This window comes from Caminicella sporogenes DSM 14501 (genome assembly GCF_900142285.1).
GTDB lineage: Bacteria > Bacillota > Clostridia > Peptostreptococcales > Caminicellaceae > Caminicella > Caminicella sporogenes.
The window spans coordinates 342,951-369,215 of the sequence record NZ_FRAJ01000003.1 but is presented as its reverse complement, the minus strand read 5'-3'; the positions used below and the strand labels follow the sequence as shown (position 1 = coordinate 369,215).

The 26,265-nt window shown below is 29.6% G+C and carries 29 protein-coding genes and 1 tRNA gene; 29 read left to right on the top strand and 1 reads right to left on the bottom strand.

Annotation, left to right across the window (positions count from 1 at the left end; translation table 11 throughout):
• Window positions 1-54 precede the first annotated feature (54 nt).
• Window positions 55-140, bottom strand: a tRNA-Leu gene (locus BUA90_RS01935).
• 195 nt (window positions 141-335) lie between these two features.
• On the opposite strand from BUA90_RS01935, the gene BUA90_RS01930 reads away from it, so the two are divergent.
• The 29 genes from BUA90_RS01930 (at window position 336) to rplU (ending at window position 26,263) form a co-directional block, all read left to right on the top strand.
• The gene (locus BUA90_RS01930) at window positions 336-1,265 is read left to right on the top strand and encodes an SPOR domain-containing protein (protein ID WP_072965691.1); all 930 of its coding nucleotides are present in this window, start codon (window positions 336-338) and stop codon (window positions 1,263-1,265) included.
• A gap of 13 nt (window positions 1,266-1,278) precedes the next feature.
• A complete protein-coding gene (locus tag BUA90_RS01925) occupies window positions 1,279-1,641 on the top strand; it encodes a DRTGG domain-containing protein (RefSeq protein ID WP_072965690.1) in 363 nt (120 codons plus the stop codon).
• Window positions 1,641-2,078 (top strand): ATP-binding protein, encoded by a 438-nt coding sequence (locus BUA90_RS01920; protein ID WP_072965689.1) that lies wholly within the window; start codon window positions 1,641-1,643, stop codon window positions 2,076-2,078. The genes BUA90_RS01925 and BUA90_RS01920 overlap by 1 nt, the downstream gene beginning before the upstream one ends.
• A gap of 25 nt (window positions 2,079-2,103) precedes the next feature.
• A complete protein-coding gene (locus tag BUA90_RS01915; RefSeq protein ID WP_072965688.1) occupies window positions 2,104-3,360 on the top strand; it encodes a [Fe-Fe] hydrogenase large subunit C-terminal domain-containing protein in 1,257 nt (418 codons plus the stop codon).
• Window positions 3,361-3,377: 17 nt separating this feature from the next.
• A complete protein-coding gene (locus BUA90_RS01910) occupies window positions 3,378-3,713 on the top strand; it encodes a DRTGG domain-containing protein (RefSeq protein ID WP_072965687.1) in 336 nt (111 codons plus the stop codon).
• Entirely contained in the window at window positions 3,714-4,433 is a 720-nt protein-coding gene (locus BUA90_RS01905) for a PHP domain-containing protein (RefSeq protein WP_072965686.1), read from the top strand. It abuts the gene before it with no gap.
• Window positions 4,434-4,464: 31 nt separating this feature from the next.
• A complete protein-coding gene (locus BUA90_RS01900) occupies window positions 4,465-5,013 on the top strand; it encodes an ATP-binding protein (protein ID WP_072965685.1) in 549 nt (182 codons plus the stop codon).
• 239 nt (window positions 5,014-5,252) lie between these two features.
• Window positions 5,253-6,575 (top strand): electron transport complex subunit RsxC, encoded by a 1,323-nt coding sequence (gene rsxC, locus BUA90_RS01895; RefSeq protein ID WP_072965684.1) that lies wholly within the window; start codon window positions 5,253-5,255, stop codon window positions 6,573-6,575.
• Window positions 6,576-6,591: 16 nt separating this feature from the next.
• On the top strand, window positions 6,592-7,548 hold the full coding sequence (locus BUA90_RS01890) for an RnfABCDGE type electron transport complex subunit D (RefSeq protein ID WP_072965683.1): 957 nt from the start codon (window positions 6,592-6,594) through the stop codon (window positions 7,546-7,548).
• A complete protein-coding gene (locus BUA90_RS01885) occupies window positions 7,532-8,110 on the top strand; it encodes an RnfABCDGE type electron transport complex subunit G (RefSeq protein WP_072965682.1) in 579 nt (192 codons plus the stop codon). Before BUA90_RS01890 ends, BUA90_RS01885 begins: the two co-directional genes overlap by 17 nt.
• A gap of 17 nt (window positions 8,111-8,127) precedes the next feature.
• Complete coding sequence (gene rsxE / locus BUA90_RS01880) at window positions 8,128-8,721, top strand: electron transport complex subunit RsxE (RefSeq protein ID WP_072965681.1); 594 nt, start codon at window positions 8,128-8,130, stop codon at window positions 8,719-8,721.
• A gap of 11 nt (window positions 8,722-8,732) precedes the next feature.
• Entirely contained in the window at window positions 8,733-9,314 is a 582-nt protein-coding gene (rsxA, locus tag BUA90_RS01875) for an electron transport complex subunit RsxA (RefSeq protein ID WP_072965680.1), read from the top strand.
• Between the two features lie 17 nt (window positions 9,315-9,331).
• Entirely contained in the window at window positions 9,332-10,315 is a 984-nt protein-coding gene (locus tag BUA90_RS01870) for an RnfABCDGE type electron transport complex subunit B (RefSeq protein ID WP_072965679.1), read from the top strand.
• 306 nt (window positions 10,316-10,621) lie between these two features.
• Window positions 10,622-10,870, top strand: a complete 249-nt coding sequence (locus BUA90_RS01865; RefSeq protein WP_072965678.1) for a DUF4321 domain-containing protein — start codon at window positions 10,622-10,624, stop codon at window positions 10,868-10,870.
• A gap of 9 nt (window positions 10,871-10,879) precedes the next feature.
• On the top strand, window positions 10,880-11,458 hold the full coding sequence (locus BUA90_RS01860) for a Maf family protein (RefSeq protein ID WP_072965677.1): 579 nt from the start codon (window positions 10,880-10,882) through the stop codon (window positions 11,456-11,458).
• 31 nt (window positions 11,459-11,489) lie between these two features.
• Window positions 11,490-12,182 carry a RadC family protein gene (gene radC, locus BUA90_RS01855; RefSeq protein WP_072965676.1) on the top strand — a complete coding sequence of 231 codons (693 nt, stop codon included), beginning with the start codon at window positions 11,490-11,492 and terminating at the stop codon, window positions 12,180-12,182.
• A gap of 25 nt (window positions 12,183-12,207) precedes the next feature.
• Window positions 12,208-13,242 (top strand): rod shape-determining protein, encoded by a 1,035-nt coding sequence (locus tag BUA90_RS01850; RefSeq protein ID WP_072965675.1) that lies wholly within the window; start codon window positions 12,208-12,210, stop codon window positions 13,240-13,242.
• A gap of 14 nt (window positions 13,243-13,256) precedes the next feature.
• On the top strand, window positions 13,257-14,105 hold the full coding sequence (gene mreC / locus BUA90_RS01845) for a rod shape-determining protein MreC (RefSeq protein WP_072965674.1): 849 nt from the start codon (window positions 13,257-13,259) through the stop codon (window positions 14,103-14,105).
• The gene (gene mreD, locus BUA90_RS01840) at window positions 14,102-14,584 is read left to right on the top strand and encodes a rod shape-determining protein MreD (RefSeq protein WP_072965673.1); all 483 of its coding nucleotides are present in this window, start codon (window positions 14,102-14,104) and stop codon (window positions 14,582-14,584) included. Before mreC ends, mreD begins: the two co-directional genes overlap by 4 nt.
• A 17-nt stretch (window positions 14,585-14,601) precedes the next feature.
• On the top strand, window positions 14,602-17,436 hold the full coding sequence (locus tag BUA90_RS01835; RefSeq protein ID WP_072965672.1) for a penicillin-binding transpeptidase domain-containing protein: 2,835 nt from the start codon (window positions 14,602-14,604) through the stop codon (window positions 17,434-17,436).
• A 130-nt stretch (window positions 17,437-17,566) separates the two neighbouring features.
• Window positions 17,567-18,205 (top strand): septum site-determining protein MinC, encoded by a 639-nt coding sequence (gene minC / locus BUA90_RS01830; protein ID WP_072965671.1) that lies wholly within the window; start codon window positions 17,567-17,569, stop codon window positions 18,203-18,205.
• Between the two features lie 36 nt (window positions 18,206-18,241).
• A complete protein-coding gene (gene minD / locus BUA90_RS01825) occupies window positions 18,242-19,039 on the top strand; it encodes a septum site-determining protein MinD (protein WP_072965670.1) in 798 nt (265 codons plus the stop codon).
• A 12-nt stretch (window positions 19,040-19,051) separates the two neighbouring features.
• Window positions 19,052-19,324 carry a cell division topological specificity factor MinE gene (gene minE, locus BUA90_RS01820; protein ID WP_072965669.1) on the top strand — a complete coding sequence of 91 codons (273 nt, stop codon included), beginning with the start codon at window positions 19,052-19,054 and terminating at the stop codon, window positions 19,322-19,324.
• 117 nt (window positions 19,325-19,441) lie between these two features.
• The gene (gene rodA / locus BUA90_RS01815; protein WP_072965668.1) at window positions 19,442-20,587 is read left to right on the top strand and encodes a rod shape-determining protein RodA; all 1,146 of its coding nucleotides are present in this window, start codon (window positions 19,442-19,444) and stop codon (window positions 20,585-20,587) included.
• Window positions 20,588-20,710: 123 nt separating this feature from the next.
• The gene (locus BUA90_RS01810; protein WP_072965667.1) at window positions 20,711-21,439 is read left to right on the top strand and encodes a M23 family metallopeptidase; all 729 of its coding nucleotides are present in this window, start codon (window positions 20,711-20,713) and stop codon (window positions 21,437-21,439) included.
• Window positions 21,440-21,760: 321 nt separating this feature from the next.
• The gene (locus BUA90_RS01805) at window positions 21,761-23,596 is read left to right on the top strand and encodes a TIGR03960 family B12-binding radical SAM protein (RefSeq protein ID WP_072965666.1); all 1,836 of its coding nucleotides are present in this window, start codon (window positions 21,761-21,763) and stop codon (window positions 23,594-23,596) included.
• Window positions 23,596-24,306: a TIGR03936 family radical SAM-associated protein gene (locus BUA90_RS01800; protein ID WP_072965665.1), complete on the top strand. Its 711-nt coding sequence runs from the start codon at window positions 23,596-23,598 to the stop codon at window positions 24,304-24,306. The genes BUA90_RS01805 and BUA90_RS01800 overlap by 1 nt, the downstream gene beginning before the upstream one ends.
• Before the next feature lie 18 nt (window positions 24,307-24,324).
• The gene (locus BUA90_RS01795) at window positions 24,325-25,824 is read left to right on the top strand and encodes an Rne/Rng family ribonuclease (protein WP_072965664.1); all 1,500 of its coding nucleotides are present in this window, start codon (window positions 24,325-24,327) and stop codon (window positions 25,822-25,824) included.
• 127 nt (window positions 25,825-25,951) lie between these two features.
• Window positions 25,952-26,263: a 50S ribosomal protein L21 gene (gene rplU / locus BUA90_RS01790; protein ID WP_072965663.1), complete on the top strand. Its 312-nt coding sequence runs from the start codon at window positions 25,952-25,954 to the stop codon at window positions 26,261-26,263.
• The last annotated feature ends 2 nt before the right edge of the window (window positions 26,264-26,265 follow it).

Sequence of the window (26,265 nt, the reverse complement as noted above, 5' to 3'; positions counted from 1 at the left end):
GGTTTATAGTATTGCAAAAACAAGAAAACTACTGCATTTGCAGTAGTTTTTTACTGGTGCGAGAGGCGGGACTTGAACCCGCACGGTCGTTGACCGCCACCCCCTCAAGATGGTGCGTCTGCCGATTCCGCCACTCTCGCATGTATTATATTGTTGCCGACAATCTTTATTATAAAATTTTATTTTATGTTTGTCAATATAAATATTTGATTTTTCACTTTAAGACTTATTCTTATTTAAGATTTATTTTTTAGGATTATGTGATAAGGAATTATGTTTTCAAATATGATATAATAATAAAAAATAGAAAATTTACATAGTTTAAGGAGGATGCTATGAGACGAAACAGGATAAAGACGAGGAGAAAAAATAAAAATAAATTATTGACTGTGTTATTTTTTGTTTTTTTATTACCTGTTATATCTATATCTATAGGATATTTTGGGACAAAATATTTTATTGCACCTAAATTAATAAAAAGCACTTATGTTGAAAAAAGACCTGAAAATAAAGGAAAAGAGTTAGTAGATAAATTAGTTCAGAAAAATAATAATAAAAAAGAAAATAGTGAAATGAATGATAAGGTTGAAAAAAATAAAACAGCAGAAGAAAAAAGAGAAAATGCTGTAGAAAATGTAAAAGAAGAAAAGAAATATACATTTGAGCTGCCAGCTATGAGTATATTCAATGTACAAGTTGGAAGTTTTAGTGATATAAAATACGCACAAAATCAAATTGAGGAATTAAGAAAAAAAGGATTTGAAGGGCATATAATTAAGTCAAATAGATATAAAGTTATTGCTATGTCATTTTTAAAAAGAGATGATGCAGAAAAGTTTAAGGAAAGAATAAAAAATGTTTATAATGATGCATTTATATTTTCAATAAATTTACCCGTTAGAAGCATTAAATATGGAGAAAGTGGAAAAGAATACAGTACTGTTGCGTCAAATGAATTAAATGAATTGATTAATTTTTATCAGAGTTTTTCGAAATTTATCGTTTCTAATAATATAGAAAATGTTGATAATAATACTATAATTCAGTTTATTGATAGAGAAATAAATAGATTAAACAAAATTTATAATTCTATGAAAGATTTAAAACCTACAAGTGAATTTTCTGATTTTAACAATAATTTTATTAGTATAGTAAAAGATACGAAGTTGATGCTTGAAGATATTAAAAAAACAAGTGTAGGGAATAGAAAAGCTTTATATAAGGTTTTTATGAACAGTTTGAATAGGTATTCTACAATAATCTAAGGGGGTTTATGCATTGTTAATTAGTGATATAAAAAAACTATTAGATGCTAAATTTTTAACAGGAGAGAATTATGCCAATTGTAAAGTAAATGCGGCTTTTGGATGTGATTTGATGAGTGATGTTTTAGCTTTTGTAGATGATAAAGTATTGTTGCTGACGGGACTTACAAATCTTCAAGTAATAAGAACTGCAGAAATGCTGGATTTAAATGCTATAGTTTTTGTAAGGGGGAAAATACCTTCAAAAGAAGTAATTGAAATGGCAAAAGATATGGAGCTTGTTTTACTGTCAACAAAGCATACTCTATATACTTCATGTGGCATATTATATAGCAATGGACTTAGAGGTATATCCATTAAAGGAGCTGAAGATTAATGGAGTCAGAGAAAAAAGCAAGTGGTATAAAACTTGAATATAATATTTTAAAAGACGATTTTTCTAGAGCAGGAGAAGCTTCAAGCAGTATAAAAAAAGTTTTAAGACAGTTGGGTATAGATTCTAATATTATTAGAAGAGTGGCAATTGCTACATATGAAGCTGAAATAAATATAGTGATACATTCTGAAGGCGGGAATATAATTGTTTATATCATGCCTGATAGAATTGAAATAATAGCAAAGGATAATGGACCGGGCATTGAAAATATAGAGTTAGCAATGCAAGAGGGTTTTTCAACAGCATCTAATAGAGTTAGAGAACTTGGATTTGGGGCTGGAATGGGGCTACCAAATATGAAAAAGTCAAGTGATGAATTTGTAATAGAGTCAAAATTAGGACATGGCACAACAGTAAAAATGACAATGTATTTATAATATTTTTATAATTGGGGGAAATAAAATGAAAGAGTACTGGCATTCAGTTACTTTAGAAAGTGAGTTGTGTAATGGATGTACAAATTGTTTAAGAAGATGTCCAACTGAAGCTATTAGAATAAAAAACAACAAGGCAAGAATTATTAAAGAAAGGTGCATAGATTGTGGTGAATGTATAAAAGTTTGTCCATACCATGCAAAAAAAGCTTTATCTAATGACCTTAGTATGCTTAAAAATTATAAATTTAAAATAGCATTAGTTTCTTTACCGTTATATGGTCAATTTTCAGTTGATAAAGATATAAATCGCATATTTAATTGTTTTTATAATATAGGATTTGACTACGTTTATGATGAAGCTTATGCAGCAGATATTCTATCTTTACTATTAGAAGATTTGGTAAAAGAAAATAAAATGCCAAAACCTTTAATAGCTACTCTTTGTCCAGCTATATTAAGACTTATTCAAATAAGATTTCCATCTTTAATAGATAATATAATTCCTTTTGAATCTCCCATGGAAATTGCGGCAAGGCTTGCTAAACAAGAAGTTATGGAGAAGTACGGGCTAAAGCAGGAAGATATTGGGGTATTTTATATTGCTCAATGTCCAGCTAAAATAACAAGTGTAAAAAAGCCTTTAGGATTAAAGAAATCGTTTGTCGATGGGGCCATAGCTATTGAAACTATATATTCTAAACTTTTAAAGGCTTATAAAGAAGTTGACACAAATGACAAAATTCAAAGAGCTTCCGGAAAAGGTATAGGTTGGGCTAGAGTAGGTGGGCAGAGTTTTTCAATAGGAATTGATAATTATTTAGCTGTAGATGGAATAGAAAATGTAATAAAAGTCCTTGAAGAAATTGAACTAGGGAAACTTAACAATATAGATTTTTTTGAAGGATATGCATGTACTACTGGATGTGTAGGAGGTCCTCTTAATGTAGAAAATCCGTTTATTGCAAAAACTAGGATAAGAAAAATTACGAATTTATATGGAGATATAAAAATAGATAAAGATTATGCAAAAAGGCTTTTAGAAGAAGGGAAAATAGGTTGGACTGAAGAAATTAAACCAAGTCCTGTATTAAAATTAGATTCGGATATACAAAAAGCTATAGAAAAAATGGAACTTTTAGAAAAAATTTACAAAGAGTTGCCGGGAATTGACTGTGGCTCATGTGGAGCTCCATCGTGTCATGCGCTAGCAGAAGATATAGTTAGAGGAAAGGCTAGAAAAGAAGATTGTGTAATAAATCTAAAAAATAAAATGAAAAAATAATTGACGGGGGGATATAAATGCTTGTAAAAGATGCTGTGGAAAAGTTTGGATTTAAACTTTTAGCAGGTAACAAATCATTGAATAAGGAAATTAGCGGACTATACTATTGTGATCTTTTAAGTTGGGTTATGTCACATGCTAAAGAAGGAAATGCTTGGATAACAGTTCAGACTCATTTAAATATAGTAGCAGTTGCATCTTTAATTGATTTAGCTTGTATCATTATTCCAGAAGCAATAGAAGTTGATGAAGAAACATTAAAAAAAGCTGATGAAGTTGGAATTCCTATACTTTCTACTGAATTGGATAGTTTTAATATTTTTTCAAAGTTTTATGAAGCAGGGATGAGGTAAATGAAATTTTACTATGATTTGCATATACATACTTCTTTATCGCCATGTGGTGATAGAGATATGACGCCGAATAATATTGTTAATATGGCATTATTAAAAGGTTTAGATATAATAGCTATAACTGACCATAATTCAGTCAAAAATTGTATGCCTTGTATTGAGATAGCAGAGAGTAAAGGTCTATTAGTTATTCCGGGAATGGAAATTCAAACAAAAGAGGAAGTTCATTTATTATGTCTATTTAAAGATGTTTATAAAGCAGTAGAGTTTGAAAAAAGCATTAATACTTTAATTCCAGATATAAAAAATAAACCGGAATTTTTTGGAGAGCAGCTTATATTTGATATACATGATAATATCATAGGAAGAGAAGAAAGATTACTCATTTCGTCAGTAGATATAACTATACAGCAGACTTTTAAAAAGGTTAAAGAATTAGATGGTTTAGTCATACCGGCACATATAGATAAAAAAAATTTCAGTATAATTTCCAATTTGGGTTTTATTCCATTTGATTTAGATATAAAAACACTTGAAATTTCAGTACACTGTAATAAAAATGATTTGATAAAAGAATATAAATATCTTAAAAGATATAGTTTCATAACTAATTCCGATGCTCATTATTTGGGAGATATTTCAGAGAGAATAAATTACATGCAAATAGAAAACAAGACAATAGATGAAGTTTTTAAATTTTTAAATAGAGATATTTTTTAATGTATTTAAAAATTATGAAAGAGGTAGTAGAATGAAAGAGTTGTCAATGCATATATTAGATATAGCTCAAAATTCCATATCGGCTAATGCTTCTTTAATAGAAATTATAATAGACGAAGATATAGAAAAAGATATTTTGACAATAATCATAAAAGATAATGGAAAAGGAATGAATGAAGAAATTCTTAAAAGAGTAACTAATCCTTTTTATACTAGTCGAACTACTAGAAAGGTAGGACTTGGGATACCTATGTTTAAGGCAGCAGCTGAAGCTTGTGACGGTTTTTTTGAAATTAATTCAAAAATGGGTAAAGGTACGGTAGTAAAAGCTGTTTTCAAATATAGTCATATTGACAGAGCACCACTAGGAAATATGGTAGATACGTTATTAACACTCATTCTTTCAAATCCCAATATAGATTTTATATATGTCCATAAAAAGAATAATAAGTCATATATTTTAAATACTAAGGAAATAAAGGAAATTTTGGGTGAAGTACCTATTAACAATATAGATGTTTTAAAGTGGATAAAAAATAATTTAAAAGAAGGTTTGAAAGATTTAAATGAAAATTTATAGCATATTAACATAAAAAGTATATGACATAAAACTTGCAATTTATGTAACATGTTACTTTATTCACAATGATTGACAATGTTAATGAATAAATGTAACATATATAAGGAGCCCTTCTATGTTTTTTTTAAACAATAAAATTTTTGTTAAACCTTGTATACAGTATTATATTTGATAAAAGAAGGGATAATATAAAAATAATCTAAAAAATAAACAAATTTTTTTTGAAGGGGTGAAAAATTATGGGTTTTTTATCTTTTAGGGGCGGTGTACATCCTCCTCATTTTAAAGAACCAACTGCAAGAAAAAAAGTTGAAAAAGCAATTGAACCAAAAATAGTTACCATACCCCTTAGACAACATATAGGTGCACCATGTGAGCCACTTGTGAAGCCAGGGGATAAAGTAAAAGTTGGTCAAAAAATTGGAGAAGCGTCTGCGTTTGTATCTGTTCCCGTACACAGCAGTGTTTCAGGTACTGTAAAACAAGTTAAAGAGATGCTTACTCCAAGCGGCGAAACACTTTGTGTTGTTATTGAATCAGATGGGTTAAACACTTTGCATGAAAGCGTTATCCCAAAAGGTGATATTGAGAGTTTAACAGGAGAAGAAATAAAAAATATTATTAAAGAAGCCGGTATAGTTGGAATGGGTGGAGCAGGCTTTCCAACTCATGTAAAACTTTCTCCTCCTCCAGAAAAGAAAATTGATGTAATTATTTTAAATGGAGCAGAATGTGAACCTTATTTAACTGCTGATCATAGGCTTATGCTTGAAAATCCAGAAGATATAGTATATGGATTAAAAGCAATGATGAAAGTTTTAAATGTTAATAAGGCTTACATAGGAATCGAAGACAATAAACCAGATGCCATTGAAAGTATGAAAGAAGCTGTAAAAGGTGAAGATGGAATAGAAGTTGTTGGACTTCATACGAAATATCCTCAAGGGGCAGAGAAACAGCTTATTTATGCATGTACAAAGAGAGAGGTTCCATCTGGTGGACTGCCAATGGATGCAGGTGTTGTAGTTAATAATGTAGGTACTGCTGCAGCTATTGCAAAAGCTATAAAAACTGGAATGCCTCTTATTGAAAGAATATGTACAGTAACAGGAAAAGGGATAAAAGAACCTAAGAATTTATTAATTAAGGTTGGTACAAGTTTTAAAGAAATTATTGAGCAGTGTGGTGGTTATAATGGTACACCCGGAAAAATTATTATGGGTGGACCTATGATGGGACTTGCTCAGCATACAGATGAGATTCCAGCTGTAAAAACAACTTCTGGAATTTTGGTGTTTACACCTGAAGAAGCTAAACTTCCAAAACCGGGACCATGTATTAAATGTGGTAAGTGTGTAGAAATATGTCCGGCGTTTTTACAACCACTATATATAAGTGCTTATTCTCTTAAAAATATGTTTGAAACTGCGGAAAAGTATAATGCTTTAGATTGTATAGAATGTGGTTCTTGTTCTTTTATATGTCCTTCAAAGAGACCACTACTTCAATCAATACGTGTTGCTAAAAGGGAAATTTTAGCTAAAAAGAGAAAGGCGAAATAAATAAGGAGGTAATCAGATGGAAACAAGATTGATTGTGTCTTCATCGCCTCATATAAGGTCTGATGAAACTATAAGTAGAATAATGCGAGATGTTGTTATAGCATTATTACCCGCAACTTTTGCAGGTATATATTATTTTGGATTAGCTGCTTTAAAAGTAATCTTTTTTACAGTAGTAACAGCAGTTGTTACTGAAGCTGTCATTCAGAAAATAAGAAAACAGGAAGTAACAATAAATGATTGGAGTGCTGTAGTAACTGGTTTATTGTTGGCATTCAATATGCCATCTACTTCTCCATGGTGGTTAGCTGTAATAGGTTCAGTTTTTGCTATTGCAGTTGTAAAGCAATTATTTGGTGGATTAGGGCACAATTTTATGAATCCAGCACTAGCTGCAAGAGCAATGCTTTTGGCATCTTGGCCAACAGAAATGACAAATTGGGTTAGACCATTTGATGCAGTTAGTACTGCTACTCCACTGCCTATAATAAGTGGAGCAGAAGGTATAACTCAAAAATTACCTACATTGATGGATTTGTTTTTAGGTAATCATGGAGGATGTATAGGAGAAACGTCAGCTTTAGCATTGATAATAGGTGGTATTTATCTTCTTTATAGAAGGGTTATTACACCGAGGATACCAGTTATATACATATCTACAGTTGCAATTTTAATGTTTATTTTAGGTGGATTTGATTTTCACTTTATGATGTATCAAATTTTAGCAGGTGGATTAATGATAGGTGCTATATTTATGGCAACAGATTATGCATCATCACCTGTTACTCCTAAGGGACAAGTAATATTTGCTTTAGGCTGTGGTATACTAACTACTATTATAAGATTGTATGGAGGATACCCTGAAGGTGTTTCATATTCGATAATATTAATGAATGTTGCAAGTCCACTTATAGATAAGTATACTAGCCCAAGAGTATTTGGGGAGGTGAAGAAAAATGAAAGAAATAGTTAAACTAGGATTGATTTTATTATTGATTTGTGCAGTTTCAGCTCTTGCACTTTCATTTACATATGACCTTAGTAAAGACCAGATTTTAGCTCAAAGAGAAGCAGCTAATAATAAAGCACGTAAAAATGTTCTGCCAGATGCAGAAAATTTTAAGCCTGTAAGTGAAGAAAAGTTTAAAGAGGTTGTAAGTCAAAATGATAAAGTAGTGGAAATTTATGCAGGATATAAAGGTGAAGAGATTATTGGCTATGCAATAAAAACTCTTCCATCTGGATATGGTGGAGCAGTTGAAGTGATGACTGGAATTGGTATGGATGGAAAAATAAAAGGAGTTAGAATAGGAAATCATCAAGAAACTCCGGGACTTGGAGCAAATGCTACACTTCCTTCATTTTATACACAATACGAAGGCAAAAGTATAGAAAAAGAATTGAAAGTAACAAAGTCAGGTCAACCAAAGGATAATGAAATTCAGGCTATTTCTGGAGCAACTATTACTTCTAGAGCTGTAACAAGTGGTGTTAATTATGCTGTAGAAGCCTTCAAATTAGTAGCAGGCAAATAATAGTGGAGGTGAAAATTTTGAATCCTATAAAGAATTTAAAAAATGGACTTGTTAAAGAAAATCCGATATTTTTTCAATTGTTAGGTATGTGTCCTACATTAGCTGTAACAACTTCGGCAAGTAATGGTATGGGTATGGGTTTAGCAACTACTGCTGTTTTAGTATGTTCAAATACTGTTATATCTTTGCTAAGAAAATTTATACCTAGTAAAATTAGAATACCGGTTTTTATTGTTGTCATAGCAAGTTTCGTTACTATAGTTGGAATGTTGATGGAAGGATATGTTCCTGCATTATTTAATACCCTTGGATTATTTATTCCTCTTATAGTTGTTAACTGTTTGATATTAGCAAGAGCAGAAGCATATGCTTCTAAAAATGGAGTTTTAGGTTCTGCTTTTGATGGTATAGGTATGGGATTAGGTTTTACATGGGCTCTAACGTTGTTAGGTAGTATTAGAGAATTGTTAGGTGCAGGAAGTATTTTTGGTTTTAATGTATTTGGAGCCTCTTTTAAACCTGCTTTAATAATGATATTACCTCCAGGAGCATTTTTGGCTCTAGGTATATTATTAGCTATTAATAATGTTATCAAGTCTAAAAATAAATAGGAGGGACGGATATGGAAAATGCAGGTATTTTTGTACTGTTAGTCAGTTCTATATTAGTTAATAACTTTGTTTTATCTAGATTCTTGGGTATATGTCCGTTTTTGGGAGTTTCTAAACAAGTTGAAACTGCTTTAGGAATGGGTATGGCGGTTACATTTGTTATGACACTTGCGGGGATTATGACTTATTTTGTTCAAAAATTGATATTAATTCCTGCTCATATAGAATATTTGCAAATAGTAGCTTTTATTTTAGTAATTGCTTCACTTGTACAGTTTGTTGAAATAGTCCTTCAAAAAATAAGTCCTACTTTATATCAGGCATTAGGTGTTTATTTACCACTTATTACAACAAACTGTGCGGTATTAGGTTTAGCGCTGTTAAATATACAGTATAAATTTAATTTAATACAAACAATAACTCATTCTATAGGAGCGGCAATAGGATTTTCTCTTGCTATAGTGTTATTTGCAGGTATAAGAGAAAAACTTGAAATTGCAGATGTTCCAACTCCTTTTAAAGGTTTTCCTATAGCACTTATTACAGCAAGTCTAATGTCAATAGCATTTTTAGGTTTTACAGGACTTGTTTAATAGAAGGGGTGATATAAATGGATATTAATAATATTCTTTTAGCTAGTGTAAGTTTAGGCAGTATGGGTTTAGTATTTGGAGCAGGACTGGCTTATGCTTCTAAAAAGTTTGCTGTTGAAATAGATCCCAGAGCGCTTGAAATAAGGGAAATATTACCGGGAGCTAACTGCGGAGGCTGTGGATTTCCGGGATGTGATGGTTTTGCCAATGCAGTTGTTGAAGGAAGAGCTCCTGTAAACGGATGTCCGGTTGGTGGAGCAGAGACTGCACAAAAAATTGGTAAAATTATGGGCATTGAGGTTGAAGAAGGCGTAAGAAAAGTTGCAAGAGTAATATGTGCTGGAGATAATACAAAGTGTATGGAAAAATATGAATACTTCGGTATTCAGGACTGTAGAGCTGCTGCAATGCTTGGTGGAGGAAGTAAAAGCTGTAGTTATGGTTGTTTGGGATTGGGTACATGTGTAGAGGCTTGTCAATTTGATGCTATTAGAATTACTGATGGTAAAATAGCTAAAATAGACCCAGACAAGTGTACTGCTTGTGGAAAATGTATAGAGGTTTGTCCAAAGCAAGTTATACAATTTGTACCTTATGACCAAGAAGTAATAGTTGATTGTAATAATAAGGAGTTTGGAAAAACTGTTAAAGAAAAATGTAATGTAGGTTGTATAGGCTGCCAAATATGTGTTAAGACTTGTCCTTTTGATGCCATAGAATTTTCAAACAACTTAGCAAAAATAAATTATGATAAATGTACTAATTGTATGCTTTGTGCTGAGAAATGTCCTACTAAAGCCATATATGCAAACTTTGAAAATAGAAAAAAAGCAGAAATAATAGAAGAAGATTGTGTAGGATGTACCCTTTGTAAGAAAGTTTGTCCGGTAGATGCAATTGAAGGAGAATTAAAACAAAAACATAAAGTTAAGGAAGATGTTTGTATTGGCTGTGGAGCTTGTGAACAAAAATGTCCTAGAAATGCCATAAAAATGAAATAATTTTAAATAGACAGTTCAAAAGTTTCTTTGAACTGTCTATTTTTTTAGTTTGAATATGTAAAAAAATGAAAAAAGTTCATTATAAAATACTACTTGTAATAATTTTTTTAAAATGCTAAACTTAAAATGTAAAATAAAAAGCTTAATTTTTCAATGATTTTAGATATTGTGGATTAAATGATAAAAAAGTTACAACCAAAATATAGATATTTAATCAAGAAGTGGATATAATAATTTTGTATTTTAGAGTATTTTAGATTATATTTTATTGAGTTTATTTGATATAATTAGGGAGGAAAATCGGGAGTGAGAACAAGAGATAAAAATGTACTTATATTGCTTTTGCTTTTATTATCGGGTTCGATAGTAGGAGGCTTTATAGGAGATGCCTTTAAAGATACATTTAATTGGCTTGCGTATGGTAAGACAATAGGAGTAAATACCTTTACATTAGATTTGAATATTATTAAAATAACATTAGGATTCATTATGAATATAAATATTGCAAGTATAATTGGTATCATAATTGCTATATTTATTTTTACTAGATTGTAGGTGGTTATATTGAATAAGATTATTTTGGCTTCATCTTCTCCACGAAGAAGAGAAATATTAAAAAATATTGGATTAAAATTTGACATAGTTAAAGCTGATATAGAAGAAAAAGTCAGAACTGATGAGAAGCCAGAACAGATTGTTATGGCTTTAGCTTTTGAAAAGGCGATAAATATTGCAAATAAGATAGAGAAAGATTTTATCATTATTGCTGCTGACACGATTGTATATAAGGATAGAGTATTAGGTAAACCTAAAAATTTCGAGGAAGCATATGAAATGTTAAAGTTACTTGAAGATGATATACATTATGTGTATACTGGAATAGCTGTTATTAAAGCTGGTTCTCATAAAAAAGTTGTAGATTTTGAAAAGACAAAAGTAAAAATAAAAAAGTTGACTGATGAAAAGATAAAAAGATATATAGAAACTGGGGAAGTTTGGGATAAAGCAGGAGCTTATGCAATACAGGGATTTGGTTCTTTAATTGTTGAATGGATTGAAGGAGATTATTTTAATGTTGTGGGTTTACCTATTTCAAAACTTGATAAAATTCTACATGAGCATTTTAATATTTCAATATTATAAATATTAAATTTTTAGATGTGGAGTGTGTTGAATGTTCGATTATAAATTGACGATTAAAGAAATGCCTGAAAGTGAAAGACCCAGAGAAAAAATGATTTTATACGGACCGAGTTCACTGTCTAATAGTGAACTATTAGCAATTTTGATTAGGACGGGTAGTAGAGAACATTCAGCGCTAGAACTTGCTAATATAATATTAAGCCAAGATGAGAAAGGAATAAGGTTTTTAGCTGATTGTACGATAGAGGAATTAAGTCAAATAAAAGGCATAGGATGTAGCAAAGCTTGTCAAATATTAGCTGCTGTTGAGCTTGGAAGCAGAATTTCAAAAAGTCTTATAGATTTTAGGGTTTCTATTAAATCACCAAAAGATGTTGTTGATTTTTTTATTGAAGATATGAAGTTTTTAAATAAAGAGCATTTTAAAATTGTGCTTTTAAATACTAAAAATGAAATAATTACTTATGAAACAATTTCCATTGGAAGTTTGAATGCATCAATAGTTCATCCAAGAGAAGTTTTTAATAGAGCTATTAAGAAAAATGCTGCTTCGGTTATTCTTTTGCATAATCATCCGAGTGGAAATCCAAATCCGAGCAGAGAAGATATAAATATTACTAAGCGTCTTGTAAATGCTGGAAAAATAATAGGTATTGAAGTATTAGATCACATTATTATAGGAGATGGAAATTACTATAGTATGAAGGAAAATATGATGATTTAATGGCAACTTAGGAAGGAGTAAGAAAATGGGAATTTTAGATATGTTTACAAAAGATATGGGAATCGATTTAGGAACAGCAAATACATTAGTAAATGTTAAAGGAGAAGGTATAGTAGTACGTGAACCATCTGTAGTAGCTATACAAGAAGATACAAAAGAGGTATTAGCTGTTGGATTAGAAGCAAAGAAGATGATAGGAAGAACTCCCGGAAATATAATTGCTATTAGGCCATTAAAAGATGGTGTTATAGCAGATTTTGATATTACTCAAAGTATGTTAAAATATTTTATTAAGAGAGCATATCCTAAGCGTTCGTTGTTTTTTGCACCGAGAGTAGTTGTAGGTGTGCCATCTGGAGTTACAGAAGTTGAAAAAAGAGCTGTTATTGATGCAGCTTTGTCAGCTGGTGCAAAAGATGCTTTATTAATAGAAGAACCTATGGCAGCTGCAATTGGGGCTGGACTGCCTGTTGCAGAACCTACTGGCAGTATGGTAGTAGATATAGGTGGAGGGACAACAGAGATAGCAGTTATTTCATTAGGAGGGATAGTTACTAGTAAGTCCATAAGAATTGGTGGAGATGAAATGGATGAAGCAATTGCTTATTATATAAAAAAAGAATATAATTTAATGATTGGAGAAAGAACGGCAGAGGAAACTAAAATTACAATTGGTTCAGCTTTTTTAAAACCAAAAGAAGAAAAAAAGGAAATAAGAGGTCGTGATTTAGTAACTGGACTTCCTAAGACTCTTACTGTAACATCAACAGAAATCATGAGTGCATTAAAAGAACCAGTTAATGCTATATTAGAAGGTATAAAAGTAACTCTTGAAAAAACGCCTCCTGAACTTGCTTCTGATATTATGGAATTTGGTATTATGCTTACTGGTGGAGGAGCTTTACTAGATGGACTTGATGTGCTTATTAGAAAAGAAACTGGTATGCCTGTTAGAATAGCAGAAGAACCTCTCGATTGTGTAGCGATTGGAACGGGAAAGGCTTTAGAAAATTATGATATGCTTAAAAGGGTTTTTATTTCTACTAAGAGAAATGGCTAAAGTGGTGATTTTAAATGTTTAATGTTTTAAGAAAAAAAATAATGATAGTAACATTAGTTACTATCATTATTATTGGTATTATAGGGAAATCATATGGTGGTAGAGAAAAAATAACCTTTCCAGAAAGACAAGTAGGAAGTGTCATTACTCCTGTGCAAAAATTTTTATATATGGGCAGTAATTTTATCTATGAAATAATACAGCCATTAACTAAAGTATGGAAATTAGATAAAGAAAATGAAAGGTTAAGAGAGGAAAATAGAGAGCTTAAGAAGAAGATAATTTTTCTTACGCTGACTAGGCAGGAAAAGAAGGATTTAGAAAACTTAAAAAAAATACTAAATTATACATCTGAAAAAGGTATAGATGATTATGTAGCATGTAATGTTATAGCTAAAGACCCTGGAAATTGGTTTACTATGTTTACTATAGATGCGGGAAGTAATAAGGGAATTACTAAAAATAGCGTAGTTCTTAATGGTGATGGATTAGTAGGTCTAGTTTATGAAGTTGGACAAAATTGGTCTAAAGTTATATCAATAATGGATAACAAAAGTAGAGTCAGTTTTGAAGTACTTAGTGTAGATGAAAATAACATAGGTTTCATTAATGGCAAGGGTAAAGAAAACCTTGTAGGATATTTGATAGACCCTCAAAAAAATATAGATGTAGGTGAAGAAATAATAACTTCAGGGCTTGGAATATATCCTAGAGGAATTCTTATTGGCAAAGTTGTTGATGTTATTGCAAAAAAAGATGAATTATTAAAAACTGTAATAGTTAAACCAGCAGTTAATTTTAAAAAGATAGATAGAGTTTTAGTTATACCAAAAAAAATACATAGTAAAAGGGGTTTAGAATGAATAAGTACTTATTATATTTATTGGTAATATTAAATTTTATATTACAGACAACTATATTTCAATACTTTAGAATTGCTGGTATATTACCAAATACAGCCCTTATTTTAGTAATTATAATAAGTCTATTAAATGGCAGAAAAAAAGGGATTACTGCAGGGATATTAGCCGGTCTTCTGCAGGATTTCTTTTTTAGTAGAGCTATTGGAATAAATTTATTAATTTATTTATTTATAAGTTATTTTATAGGGGGATTAGAAAAAAAATTATTTAAAGATAATTTACTAACACCTATTTTTTTAATTGCAGTTTCAACTATATTTTATTATTTGATATATTGTTTAATATTATACTTTTTAAATTATTCTAGCAATTTTTGGTTTGTATTAAAAAAAGTAACTTTATTTGAGATGGTATACAATATAACCGTAGGTATTTTTGTATATAAATGGTTTTATTATAAATACTATGTCAGTAAGTAAAAAATTGGGTGATATGTATGCTTAAAAAGCTAAATGATAGAAATAATCAAATAATAGTTAGTTTTATAGTTATATTTGTTATTTTTATTTTAAGATTAGCTGTTTTAACAGTAGTTGATGGAGAGAAGTACAGAGAAATTTCCGAGAACAGAAGAAAAAAAAATATACCTGTTATAGCAAAACGAGGTGAAATATTTGACAGAAATGGAGAGTTGTTAGCTGGAAATAAATCTAGTTTTACAGTTCAAATGCTCAGAAGTGATTTACCTAATAAAAATCTTAATGAAATTGCAATTAAAATAATTGACATACTTGATAATTTTAATGAAAAACATATAGAGTTTCCTATAATAATAGAAAATGGTAAATACTACTATTCTTTTGATAGGGAAATTGAGCAGTGGCTTAAGTCAAAAGGTAAAGAATATGAAAATTTAAAAGATGCAAAAGCTGTATTTAATAAAATTGTTGCTGAAAATATTCCAATTAAAAATTTAGATGTGTATAAAGCTCAAGAAATTTTAGCATATATGGGTATTACACCACCAATTTCAGTTAAACTTATGAAATTTTTACCTGAAATAGAAAAGGATAATTTTTTAAAAAGTTATGGATTAGATGAAAAAATTAGTGCAAGAGAAGCATTTAAAAAAATCAGAGAAAAGTTTAAAATTAGTACAAAGTATACAGATGAAGAAGCTAGGAAAATTTTAATTATTCGTCATGCTTTAAAAGAACAAGGATATAAAAAATATAAACCGCTAAAAATAGCATCAGGTATTTCAGAAAAGACTGCGATTTATATTGAAGAGCTCGGTATGGAATTACCGGGAATAAGTGTAGTAATTGAACCTATACGATATTATCCAAATAAAGAGCTTGCAGCTCATGTAATTGGATATTTAGGTAAGATTTCTCGTGAGTCGGAAATAGAAAAATATGTGAAGAAAAATGGATATTTAAAGAGCGATATTATAGGTAAAACGGGAATAGAAGGAAAATATGAGTTAGAGTTAAAGGGAAAAAATGGGTGTAAATCAGTAGAAGTGGATGCATATGGAAGAACTGTAAAAGAATATGAATATGTAAACAAACCAATATCAGGAAAAGATATTTATTTAACTATTGATGCAAATCTTCAAAGAACTGCTCAAGAATCTTTAAAAAAGGCTCTTGAAGCAATTCAAAGAGGTGGAGTTTTTAAAAGTAAGTGGGGAGATTATAGGTATTCAGAAGCGTTTAAAAATGCAAAATCTGGAGCAGTAGTAGCTGTTAATGTTAAGACGGGAGAAGTACTTGCACTTGCAAATTATCCTTCTTATGACCCAAATCTTTTTGCAACTGGTATTTCAAGTGAAGATTGGGCTAGATTACAGCCGGAAAATAAAAGAGATCCAATAGCTCCAAGACCTTTGTATAACATAGCAACTTTAACTGCTGTGCAGCCGGGTTCTACATTTAAGATGATTACGGGACTTGCGGGACTTGAAAAGGGATTAGATCCAAATAGAAAATTTTATGATGTAGGATATTTGAAAAGAGGTAATAAAACTTTTGGTAGCTGGAAGTGGAATTTATATAGAACATCTCATGGTTATGTAGATTTATATAAAGCTTTAGAAGAATCTGTTAATACTTATTTTTTTAATTTATCCAATGGGCAAATTAATGCACGAGATTCTAAAGATAATAAGCCTTTAGGAATAGATATTAATATAGGTGATATATTAGAATACGCCAAAAAATTTGGATTAGGAGAAAAAACGGGAATAGAAATAGGAGAAGTTTCATATGGAGTGCCTACTCCAAATAAAAAAGCACTTACGATAAAAACATTATTGAAAAGAAAATTAAAATCTATAGCAAAAGATTATTTTACCGAAGAAGTATTGTCTTCTAAAGAAAAATTGAATGAAGTTATAGACAAGATAGTATCTTGGGCTGATGAAAATCCTAAGAGATATGAAATAGCTAATAGAATGAAGAAAATAGGTGTTAAAGAAGAGAAAATTAATGAATTGACAGATTTAGTTAAGTATAGTTATTATAACCAAATGAAATTTAGAGAAGGAGATGGCTTTAACCTTGCAATTGGACAAGGTGCTCATGCTTATACACCTATACAGATGGCAAGATATATATCTGCAATTGCTAATGGTGGATATTTAAATAAATTGACCCTTGTAAAAAAGATAGGAAATGAAGAAATCAATAATAATAAAAAGGTTAAAATAAAACTTGTAAATGATGAAAATTTAAAACATATAATGAAGGGAATGCTTCAAGTAACTCAAGGAGATAAAGGAACTGCTAGAAAAGTATTTAAAAAATTTCCAGTTTTAGTAGGTGCGAAAACTGGAACAGCAGAAAAAAGTGGAAAAATTCCTCCAAAAGATGAAGTTGAGTATTTAAAAAAACATTTAAAATATATATCAAAAAACTTATCTTTAGATATGGTTGAAAAGGAATCTAAAAAGATATATGAGAGTAGAAAAAAAGAGCTTGAAAAGCTTCAAAAAGAAGGGAAAACTGATGAAGTAGTAAATAAGCTGACAAAGGGTTATATAGATGAAGGAAATATAATGAGAGAAGCAATAAAAAAATTGTCAAATTATAAAATTACCAATGAAATGATTGATAGATTTAAAGAAAATTATGATAATTTTTCTTGGTTTGTTTCTTTTGCTCCTTATGAAGACCCTCAGATTGCAGTTGTAGTACTCTTAGTTCAAGGTGGTCATGGAGGATATGGAGCACCTATAGCTAGGGAAGTTATTGCTGAATATCTGGGGTTAAATAAAGAAGTAAGTGATAATATTTCATCAAATGAACAAAAAACTGAGTCTGAATAATTTTATTATGTAATGCTGAGGGCAGTACTCCTCGGCATTATTTATAAAAAATATTGAAGCAAAAGAAGGAATAACAGCATTACTGAAGAAATATAAAAATATAAGCTTTGTATTATGGAGGTAACTCTTGATGGATTTAAAAAATTATGTAGAATTTAAAGGAACAAAAGATGGATTAGTACTTCTTTTAAATGAAACTAGTGATTTTGAAAGTATTAAACGACAACTAATTGAAAGACTTGAGAAGGCAAAGAATTTTTTTGAGGGTGCAAAAGTAAAATCAATACAAGGCAAATTATTATCTAAAAATGAAGAGGATGAAATAATTGATATTATTAACAATAAATATGGAATGATTATGGTAAGAGAAGAAATAAAGAGTAGTGCAGCAGAAAAAAGTAAAATAGAAGTTTTTGAAGGCTTAGAAGAAGGTATTACTAAGTTTGTGAATAGTACCTTGCGTTCAGGTACTAAAATCGAATTTGAAGGAAATTTAGTAATCATAGGAGATATAAATCCAGGAGCTGAAGTCAGGGCTCATGGAAATATAGTTGTAATGGGAGTACTTAGAGGAATAGCTCATGCTGGAGCAAATGGAAATAGAAAGGCATTTGTAACGGCATTAAAATTAATTCCAACGCAACTTAGAATTGCTGATTATATAGCAAGGTCTCCTGATAGCAATATTTTTAATCCAAAATACCCTGAGATTGCCTTCATTAAAAATGATATGATAGTTATTGAACCATATTTAACTAAAAAAAGATAATTGTGGAAAATTATAAATTACGATGGGAGGATATATATGGGAGAAGTTATAGTTATTACTTCTGGTAAAGGAGGAGTAGGTAAAACAACTACAACTGCTAATATTGGAACAAGTCTTGCTATGTTAGGTAAGAAAGTAGTTGTTATTGATGCAGATATAGGACTTAGAAATTTAGATGTTGTATTGGGATTGGAAAATAGAATAGTTTATGATATAGTTGATGTAGTAGAAGGAGTATGTAGGCTTAAACAGGCTTTAATACGTGATAAAAGATTTGATGACCTCTATTTGTTACCTGCTGCACAGACAAAAGATAAAACAGCTGTTTCACCTGAACAAATGCAAAAACTTTGTGGTGATTTGAAAGAAATTTACGATTTTGTATTAGTTGATTGTCCAGCAGGAATAGAACAGGGATTTAAAAATGCTATTGCAGGTGCAGACAAGGCTATAGTAGTAACTACTCCTGAAATTTCAGCTGTTAGAGATGCTGATAGAATAATTGGACTGTTAGAAGCTGCAGAACTTAGAGATCCAAAGCTTATAATAAATAGGATAAGAATAGATATGGTTAAAAAAGGCGATATGATGAATATTGAAGATATGACAGATATTTTAGCAATAGATTTATTAGGTGTAGTACCTGATGATCAATCTATAGTTATTTCTACAAATAGAGGTGAACCAGCTGTTAGCGATGATAATTCTATGGCTGGACGTGCATTTAGGAATATTGCTAAAAGGATTTTAGGGGAAGAAGTTCCTTTCTTGGAACTTGAAGTACAAGAAGGTTTCATGGCTAAATTAGCAAAATTTTTTCGTTTAAATAAATAAGGGGGATACTAGATGCTAGATTTGTTTAAGTTTTTTGGAAAGGGAGAAGGGTCAAGTAAAGATGTTGCAAAGGAAAGACTTAAACTAGTATTAATTCATGACAGAACTAGCTGTTCTGAAAAATTTTTGGAAATGGTTAAAGGTGATTTGCTTAATGTAATATCAGATTATATGGAAATAGATGAAAGTGGATTAGATATAAAGATTACACGCACAGAGAGTGATGAAAAAGTAATGCCTGCATTAGTAGCTAATATTCCAATTAAAAAAATGAAAAATAGATAATGCTAAAAGCCCTCATAAAAAGGGGGCTTTTAGATTTTGTTTTGATTAATTTATATTGTTTTGATAAGAGATTATATGTTATAATTTTATATAAAATTTTTAGTGTTGAGGTGGCTTATGCTCGATAAAAAGCTCTTGAAAAATTTAGATTTAGGATTGATAATAGTTGTTTTGATAATATTTTTAATAGGTATACTCATCATAAGTAGTGCAACGCAATCAATAAATTTACTAAATGATGATAATATAAAATATGATTTAAAAAAAATAGATATAAAACGGCAGGTTAAAATACAAATTGTAGCGTTTTTCATTGGAATAGCACTAGTTAGTTTGATTTTAGCTGTAGATTATAATGATTTTGGTGATTTTTATAAGTTAATATATGTTTTGTCGATATTATTTTTATTGTTAGTTTATATTCCCGGACTTGGAGTGATTAGAGGTGGCGCTAGGAGTTGGATTCATTTAGGACCAATAGATATTCAAACTTCTGAATTTGCCAAAATAGGATATATTCTTTCTTTTGGAAAATATTTGGAAAGTAAATATAGAAAATTAGATACTATTTATGATTTAATAGGACCAATTATTTTTGCAGCACCTTTTATATTGTTATTATTGAAACAGCCTGATTTAGGTTCGGCGTTAGTATTTATAATTATTACTTTTGGAATGTTATTTGTAGCTGGAATTAATATGAAAATTGTATTTTGGAGTGGAGCTGGAGGAGTACTTTCTCTACCAATTGTTTATAGATTTTTGGAAAAACATCAAAAAGAAAGAATAGATGCTTTTTTGCATCCAAATAATCCAAATTTACCGGGGAATTATCATGTTATGCAGTCAAAGATAACAATTGGTTCAGGAAAAATTTTAGGAAGAGGACTTTTTAAAGGTAAATATCATAGATTTGATTATTTGCCAGTTCAGGAAACTGATTTTATTTTTGCAGTATTAGGAGAAGAGTTAGGGTTTATCGGAGGACTTTTTTTAATGCTGCTTTACTTTGCATTTTTATACAAAATGGTAAACATATCAAAAAATGCAAAAGATGTATACGGTTCTCTGATAGTTACAGGTATTACTTTTATGTTTGCATTTCAAATATTTGAAAATATTGGAATGACGATGGGGATTATGCCTGTAACAGGTGTTACACTGCCTTTTATGAGTTATGGAGGAAGTTCTTTAATAACAAGTATGCTAGCCCTTGGTATAGTTTTAAATGTTGGAATGAGAAAACAAAAAATACGATTTTAAAGACCCTTAGTTTTTTAAAAGGGTCTTTTTATTTTTTGACTATTATTGTAATAAATAATTTTGATTTTAAATATATTATATTAAGCTATGGTGCTGGTAAATTTGGAATTAAGGAGGGAATTTATGGATAGATATTATAAAAAAAAATATAAAAGCTCTGTGGTAAATTATAAGAATTATCGTAAATATTATTCGGGTACTAGAAAGATGGGTAAAACTAAAAATTTTTTGAAAAGATTATTAGGGCAGATATTAATATGTATAGTTATTGTTTCAACGATAATAATTTTAAAAAGCATTGATTCTCCAATAACAAAAGAAACATCTTCATTAATAAAAAAAGTATTATATACTCAATATGATTATAAAAATGGGGTAGACAAAGTATTAAAATATACTTCAAAGATAAAAGATTTTACAATAAAGAATATACCAGTATTTGAGGAAAATAGTTCGAGTTTTGAATTTGTTAAGCCTTTAGATGGAGTTATAATTTCTTCTTATGGAGAGAATTATGATTTGTTAACGGATAGAATACATTTTCAAAGGGGAATTGATATACAGGGAATAAATACAAATATAGTAAAATCAATTGATGATGGTATAGTTGAGTTGATAGGAGAAAGTGAGAGCTTAGGTAAGTTTATTAAAATTAATCATGGTGAAAATATATTTAGTATATATAGTAATCTTAAAGATATATTTGTAAAAGAAAAACAGAAAGTGTTAAAGGGTGAGAGATTGGGTAATATTGGAAATATAAATAGTTCGTTTTTACATTTTGAACTTTGGATAAATGATGAAACGGTAGACCCTCAAGATTACATAGATTATAGTGATATGAGTATATAAAAATAATAATCATAATAGTTTATTTTTTTGTAAAATATATTAATAGTTGTGAATTGATATTTTTTATTATTTGTGTTAATATCATAATAACTGATGTGAATTTATTTAAAAATAGAATACTAATTTTTTTTTAGCCATCTGCAAATGTTGATAAGAATAAAAGATGGCAGTTTTTTATTTTAGGCTGAAAATATGATGATATATATACTTAATAAATTGTTATAATCATATTCAATTGATAAAATACTTGTGAAAAATTATTAATTTATATACAAAAAAGATGAAATACTAATATAAAGTTTTTTTAAGGAGGAACAACCGATGAATCAAATTTTAGACGATATACTTTATAAGGTTGAAAAACCAAGTAGATATATCGGTGGAGAAGTAAACAGCTATGAAAAAGAAATAAGAGAAAATACAATTAGATTTGGATTTGCATTTCCGGATATATATGAAGTAGGAATGTCGCATTTAGGAATGCATATTTTATATAATTTATTAAATGAAATAGATGATATATATTGTGAAAGGGTATTTGCACCATGGGTGGATATGGAAGAAATATTGAGAAAGGAAAATATACCATTATTTACGCTAGAAAGTCATAGTCCTATTGATGAGTTAGATTTTTTAGGTTTTACATTACAATATGAATTGAGCTATAGTAATATTTTGAATATGCTCGATTTGGGAAATATACCTTTAAAAAGTGAGGATAGGAATGAAAACCATCCAATAATTATTGCTGGTGGACCATGTGCTTATAACCCTGAACCGCTTGCAGAGATTATTGATGTATTTGTAATAGGAGAATCTGAAGAATCCATATTAGAAATAATTGATGTGTATAGGGAAGTTAAAGCAAAAAAAATTAATAGAGATGAGTTCTTTGATAGAATTTCTCAAATTGAAGGTGTGTATATTCCAAGATTTTATAAAGTAGAGTATAATGATGATAATACAATAAAATCTTTTTATCCCATAGATAGTAAATATCCTGTTAAAATAAAAAAGAGAATTATAAAAAATTTAAATGACGTATTTTATCCTGAAAAAGTCATAGTTCCTTACGGGAATGTAGTTCATAATAGAGCTATGGTTGAAATATTCAGAGGATGTACTAGAGGATGTAGATTTTGTCAAGCTGGTATGATATATAGGCCTGTAAGAGAAAGAAAAGCTGAAAAATCATTAGAACTTGCAGAAAAACTTCTTAAAAATACAGGTTATGAAGAGTTATCTATATCATCTCTTAGTACAAGTGATTATTCAGAATTAGATTACTTAGTTAAAAATCTTATAGATAATTATATTAGTAAGAAAATAGGAGTTTCAGTTCCTTCTTTAAGACTTGATTCATTTTCTATAAAACTTATTGAAGAAATACAGAAGGTAAGAAAAACGGGACTTACATTTGCTCCAGAGGCAGGGACTCAGAGGCTTAGAGATGTGATAAACAAAGGTGTACAAGAAAAAGATTTAATTGATGCAGTTACTAATGCATTTAGTTTAGGTTGGAGTTCTGTAAAACTTTATTTTATGATTGGATTGCCAACTGAAACATATGAAGATTTAGATGGCATAGCTGATTTGGGATATAAAGTTGTAGATATATTCTATAATACTCCAAAGGAAAAAAGAGGAAGGAGATTAAATGTTACAATAAGTACTTCTTCTTTTGTGCCAAAGGCTTTTACTCCTTTTCAATGGGAACCTCAAGATTCCATAGAAACTTTAGTTGAAAAACAGAAGTATTTAGTAAAAAAATTAAAGCACAGAAATATTACATATAATTATCATGATGCAAAAACTAGTTTTTTAGAAGCTGTTTTTGCAAGAGGAGATAGAAGACTTTCTAATGTTCTTATAAAAGCATGGAAAAAGGGCTGTAAATTTGATGGTTGGCAAGAACATTTTAAATATGATAAATGGATGAAGGCATTAAGTGAATGTGGAATAGACCCAGCTTTTTATGCCAATAGAAAACGTGAATATGATGAAATTTTACCATGGGATCATATTGAAGCGGGAATTTCAAAAAGGTATCTTATTAAGGAAAATGAAAAAGCAAAAAAAGGTGAGCTTACAAGAGATTGTAGATTAGGTTGTACTGGATGTGGTATTAATACTGATTTAATAGGTGGTGTCTGCTGATGTATAAAATACTTGTAAAATTTACGAAAAAGGATAGATTAAAATTTATTTCTCACCTTGAACTTATGAAAGTAATTGAAAGAGCTTTAAGAAGAGCGAATATACCTCTTAAATTTACACAGGGTTTTAATCCTCATCCTATAATTTCTTTTGCTTCTCCTCTGCCAGTAGGAGTTTCAAGTGAGGGAGAGTACTTGACATTAGAAGTAACAGAAGAAATTAACTTAAAAAAGTTTATTATTGAATTAAATGAACAGTTGCCTCATGGAATTGAATTTATAAAAGCTAAATATATAGATGTTAAGAGCAAATCTCTTATGAGTTTAGTTGAATATGGACTTTATGCTGTAAAGTGTAAAACTTTAAAAGCTTATACTGTGCAAGAAGTTGAAAATATATTAAATAATTTTTTATTGAAAAAAGAGATTTTATATAACAGAATAGGAAAAAGAAAAAAAGTAAAAAAAGTTAATATAAGAGAGCAGATAAGAGAAATAATAGTACTTGCAGTAGAAGATAAAAATGTTTATTTAAAAATGACTTTAGCTACGGGGAGTAGGGGGAATTTAAAACCTGAAGTAGTAGTAGAAAAACTTGTAGAGATGGAAAAAATGCAAATTGATTTGGAAAAAACAAGAGTGCATAGATTACAACTTTTTGCACTCAGTGAAGATGGAAGATTAATTTCGCTTGATAATATTATAAAATAATTGACAGGGTGGTATTTAATGAATGAAATTGTTATAGATTCAGGGCTAGCTCAAAGTAGAGTGGCTATATTAGAAAATAATGATTTAGTAGAGTATTATATTGAAACTAAAAATTCAAAGAGGATTGTTGGAAATATTTACAAAGGAAGAGTCAAAAATGTATTGCCGGGAATGCAGGCAGCCTTTATAGATATAGGACTTGAAAAAAATGCTTTTTTATATGTTAAAGATGCTATGCCACCTGAATTATTAAACGATAAAAATGTTTCTTACAAAGATGTTTCTATAAGAGATGTAGTTAAAAATGGACAGGAAATAGTAGTACAGGTTATAAAAGAACCAATTGATAGTAAAGGGGCGAGGGTTACGACTCATTTGACTTTTCCCGGAAGATATTTGGTTTTGATGCCTTATGTAGATTATGTCGGTATATCCAGAAAAATAGAAAGTGAAGAAGAAAGAGGGAGATTAAAAGAAATTATTGAAAATATAAGACCAGATAAAATTGGAATAATAATAAGAACAGAATCAGAAGGCAAAAATGAAGAAGATTTAAGAGAAGATTTAAAATATTTATTAAGACTTTGGGAAAAAATAGAAAGAGAAAAGAAATTTACATTTGCTCCAAAACTTATATATAAAGATTTAGATTTAATTCATAGAACTGTGAGAGATATGTTTACAGATGATATTGATGAATTAAAAATTAATGACAAGGTGTACTATGAGAAAATTTTAGATTTTCTTGAATTGATTTCACCTCATCTTAAAAATAGGGTAAAATATTTTGACCCGGGTATAAATATATTTAGTTATTTAGGAATAGAAAAGAAAATAAAAAATGCTTTAAGTTCTAAAGTATGGTTAAAAAGTGGTGGATATATAATTATAGATGAAACGGAAGCTATGACAATTATAGATGTTAATACGGGTAAGTATGTAGGAATGAATGATTTAGAAGAAACTATTTTTAAAGTCAATATGGAAGCTGCAAAAGAGATAGCAAAGCAGCTACGATTAAGAGATATAGGCGGTATAATAATTATAGATTTTATTGATATGAAAGATAGTAGTAGAGAAAAACAGATAATAGATATTTTAAATAAAGAATTGTCAAAAGATAGAGTGAGAACCAATATACTTGGTATGACTCAACTAGGCTTACTTGAAATGACTAGAAAAAAAGTGAGAAACAGGATTAGTTCTATTCTTGAAAGAAGCTGTCCATATTGTAATGGTACAGGGAGAGTATTTGCACAGGATACGATTATAAATTATATAGAACATGAACTAAAGAGGATATCTCTACATACAAATTCTGAAGGGGTAATAATAGAAGTAAATCCAGAAATAGAGAATGTTTTAAATGTAGAGAGAAAAAGTTATTTGAAAGAATTAGAAAAGATATTAAATTTAAAAATAGTAATTCTTGGAAACAAAGAGATACATGTAAACGATTTTAAAGTGAAGTTTATGGGGAAATTATCGAGGATTAAAGAAATATTAAACAGTACATAATTAAAATTATTATGTTGACTTTCATTTTTTACTATGTTAATATATATTTGTTGTGTAGCCGCTCAGATAAGGTTTAAAACTTTATGTTACCTGTATCTGGCGAGACTGGGTTGGAGGAGGTGTAAGAATGTACGCAATAATTGAAACTGGCGGAAAACAATACAGAGTTCAAGAAGGCGATGTATTATTTGTTGAAAAAATTGAAGCAGCTGCAGGAGATTCTATTGAGTTTGATAAAGTTTTAGCTGTATCAAACAATGGAGAGCTTTCAGTTGGAGCTCCGTATGTTGATGGAGCTAAAGTTACTGCTACAGTAGTAGAGCAGGGAAAAGCAAGAAAAATTATAGTTTTCAAATACAAGCCTAAAAAAGATTATAGAAAGAAGCAAGGACATCGTCAGCCATATACAAAAGTTAAAATAGAAAAAATAAATGCATAAGG

Coding starts and splice junctions, on each gene's coding strand:
- BUA90_RS01930 (WP_072965691.1), top strand. CDS start 336: ATGAGACGAAACAGGATAAAGACGAGGAGAAAAAATAAAAATAAATTA.
- BUA90_RS01920 (WP_072965689.1), top strand. CDS start 1,641: ATGGAGTCAGAGAAAAAAGCAAGTGGTATAAAACTTGAATATAATATT.
- BUA90_RS01915 (WP_072965688.1), top strand. CDS start 2,104: ATGAAAGAGTACTGGCATTCAGTTACTTTAGAAAGTGAGTTGTGTAAT.
- BUA90_RS01910 (WP_072965687.1), top strand. CDS start 3,378: ATGCTTGTAAAAGATGCTGTGGAAAAGTTTGGATTTAAACTTTTAGCA.
- BUA90_RS01905 (WP_072965686.1), top strand. CDS start 3,714: ATGAAATTTTACTATGATTTGCATATACATACTTCTTTATCGCCATGT.
- BUA90_RS01900 (WP_072965685.1), top strand. CDS start 4,465: ATGAAAGAGTTGTCAATGCATATATTAGATATAGCTCAAAATTCCATA.
- rsxC (WP_072965684.1), top strand. CDS start 5,253: ATGGGTTTTTTATCTTTTAGGGGCGGTGTACATCCTCCTCATTTTAAA.
- BUA90_RS01890 (WP_072965683.1), top strand. CDS start 6,592: ATGGAAACAAGATTGATTGTGTCTTCATCGCCTCATATAAGGTCTGAT.
- BUA90_RS01885 (WP_072965682.1), top strand. CDS start 7,532: ATGAAAGAAATAGTTAAACTAGGATTGATTTTATTATTGATTTGTGCA.
- rsxA (WP_072965680.1), top strand. CDS start 8,733: ATGGAAAATGCAGGTATTTTTGTACTGTTAGTCAGTTCTATATTAGTT.
- BUA90_RS01870 (WP_072965679.1), top strand. CDS start 9,332: ATGGATATTAATAATATTCTTTTAGCTAGTGTAAGTTTAGGCAGTATG.
- radC (WP_072965676.1), top strand. CDS start 11,490: ATGTTCGATTATAAATTGACGATTAAAGAAATGCCTGAAAGTGAAAGA.
- BUA90_RS01850 (WP_072965675.1), top strand. CDS start 12,208: ATGGGAATTTTAGATATGTTTACAAAAGATATGGGAATCGATTTAGGA.
- mreC (WP_072965674.1), top strand. CDS start 13,257: ATGTTTAATGTTTTAAGAAAAAAAATAATGATAGTAACATTAGTTACT.
- mreD (WP_072965673.1), top strand. CDS start 14,102: ATGAATAAGTACTTATTATATTTATTGGTAATATTAAATTTTATATTA.
- BUA90_RS01835 (WP_072965672.1), top strand. CDS start 14,602: ATGCTTAAAAAGCTAAATGATAGAAATAATCAAATAATAGTTAGTTTT.
- minC (WP_072965671.1), top strand. CDS start 17,567: ATGGATTTAAAAAATTATGTAGAATTTAAAGGAACAAAAGATGGATTA.
- minD (WP_072965670.1), top strand. CDS start 18,242: ATGGGAGAAGTTATAGTTATTACTTCTGGTAAAGGAGGAGTAGGTAAA.
- minE (WP_072965669.1), top strand. CDS start 19,052: ATGCTAGATTTGTTTAAGTTTTTTGGAAAGGGAGAAGGGTCAAGTAAA.
- rodA (WP_072965668.1), top strand. CDS start 19,442: ATGCTCGATAAAAAGCTCTTGAAAAATTTAGATTTAGGATTGATAATA.
- BUA90_RS01810 (WP_072965667.1), top strand. CDS start 20,711: ATGGATAGATATTATAAAAAAAAATATAAAAGCTCTGTGGTAAATTAT.
- BUA90_RS01805 (WP_072965666.1), top strand. CDS start 21,761: ATGAATCAAATTTTAGACGATATACTTTATAAGGTTGAAAAACCAAGT.
- BUA90_RS01800 (WP_072965665.1), top strand. CDS start 23,596: ATGTATAAAATACTTGTAAAATTTACGAAAAAGGATAGATTAAAATTT.
- BUA90_RS01795 (WP_072965664.1), top strand. CDS start 24,325: ATGAATGAAATTGTTATAGATTCAGGGCTAGCTCAAAGTAGAGTGGCT.
- rplU (WP_072965663.1), top strand. CDS start 25,952: ATGTACGCAATAATTGAAACTGGCGGAAAACAATACAGAGTTCAAGAA.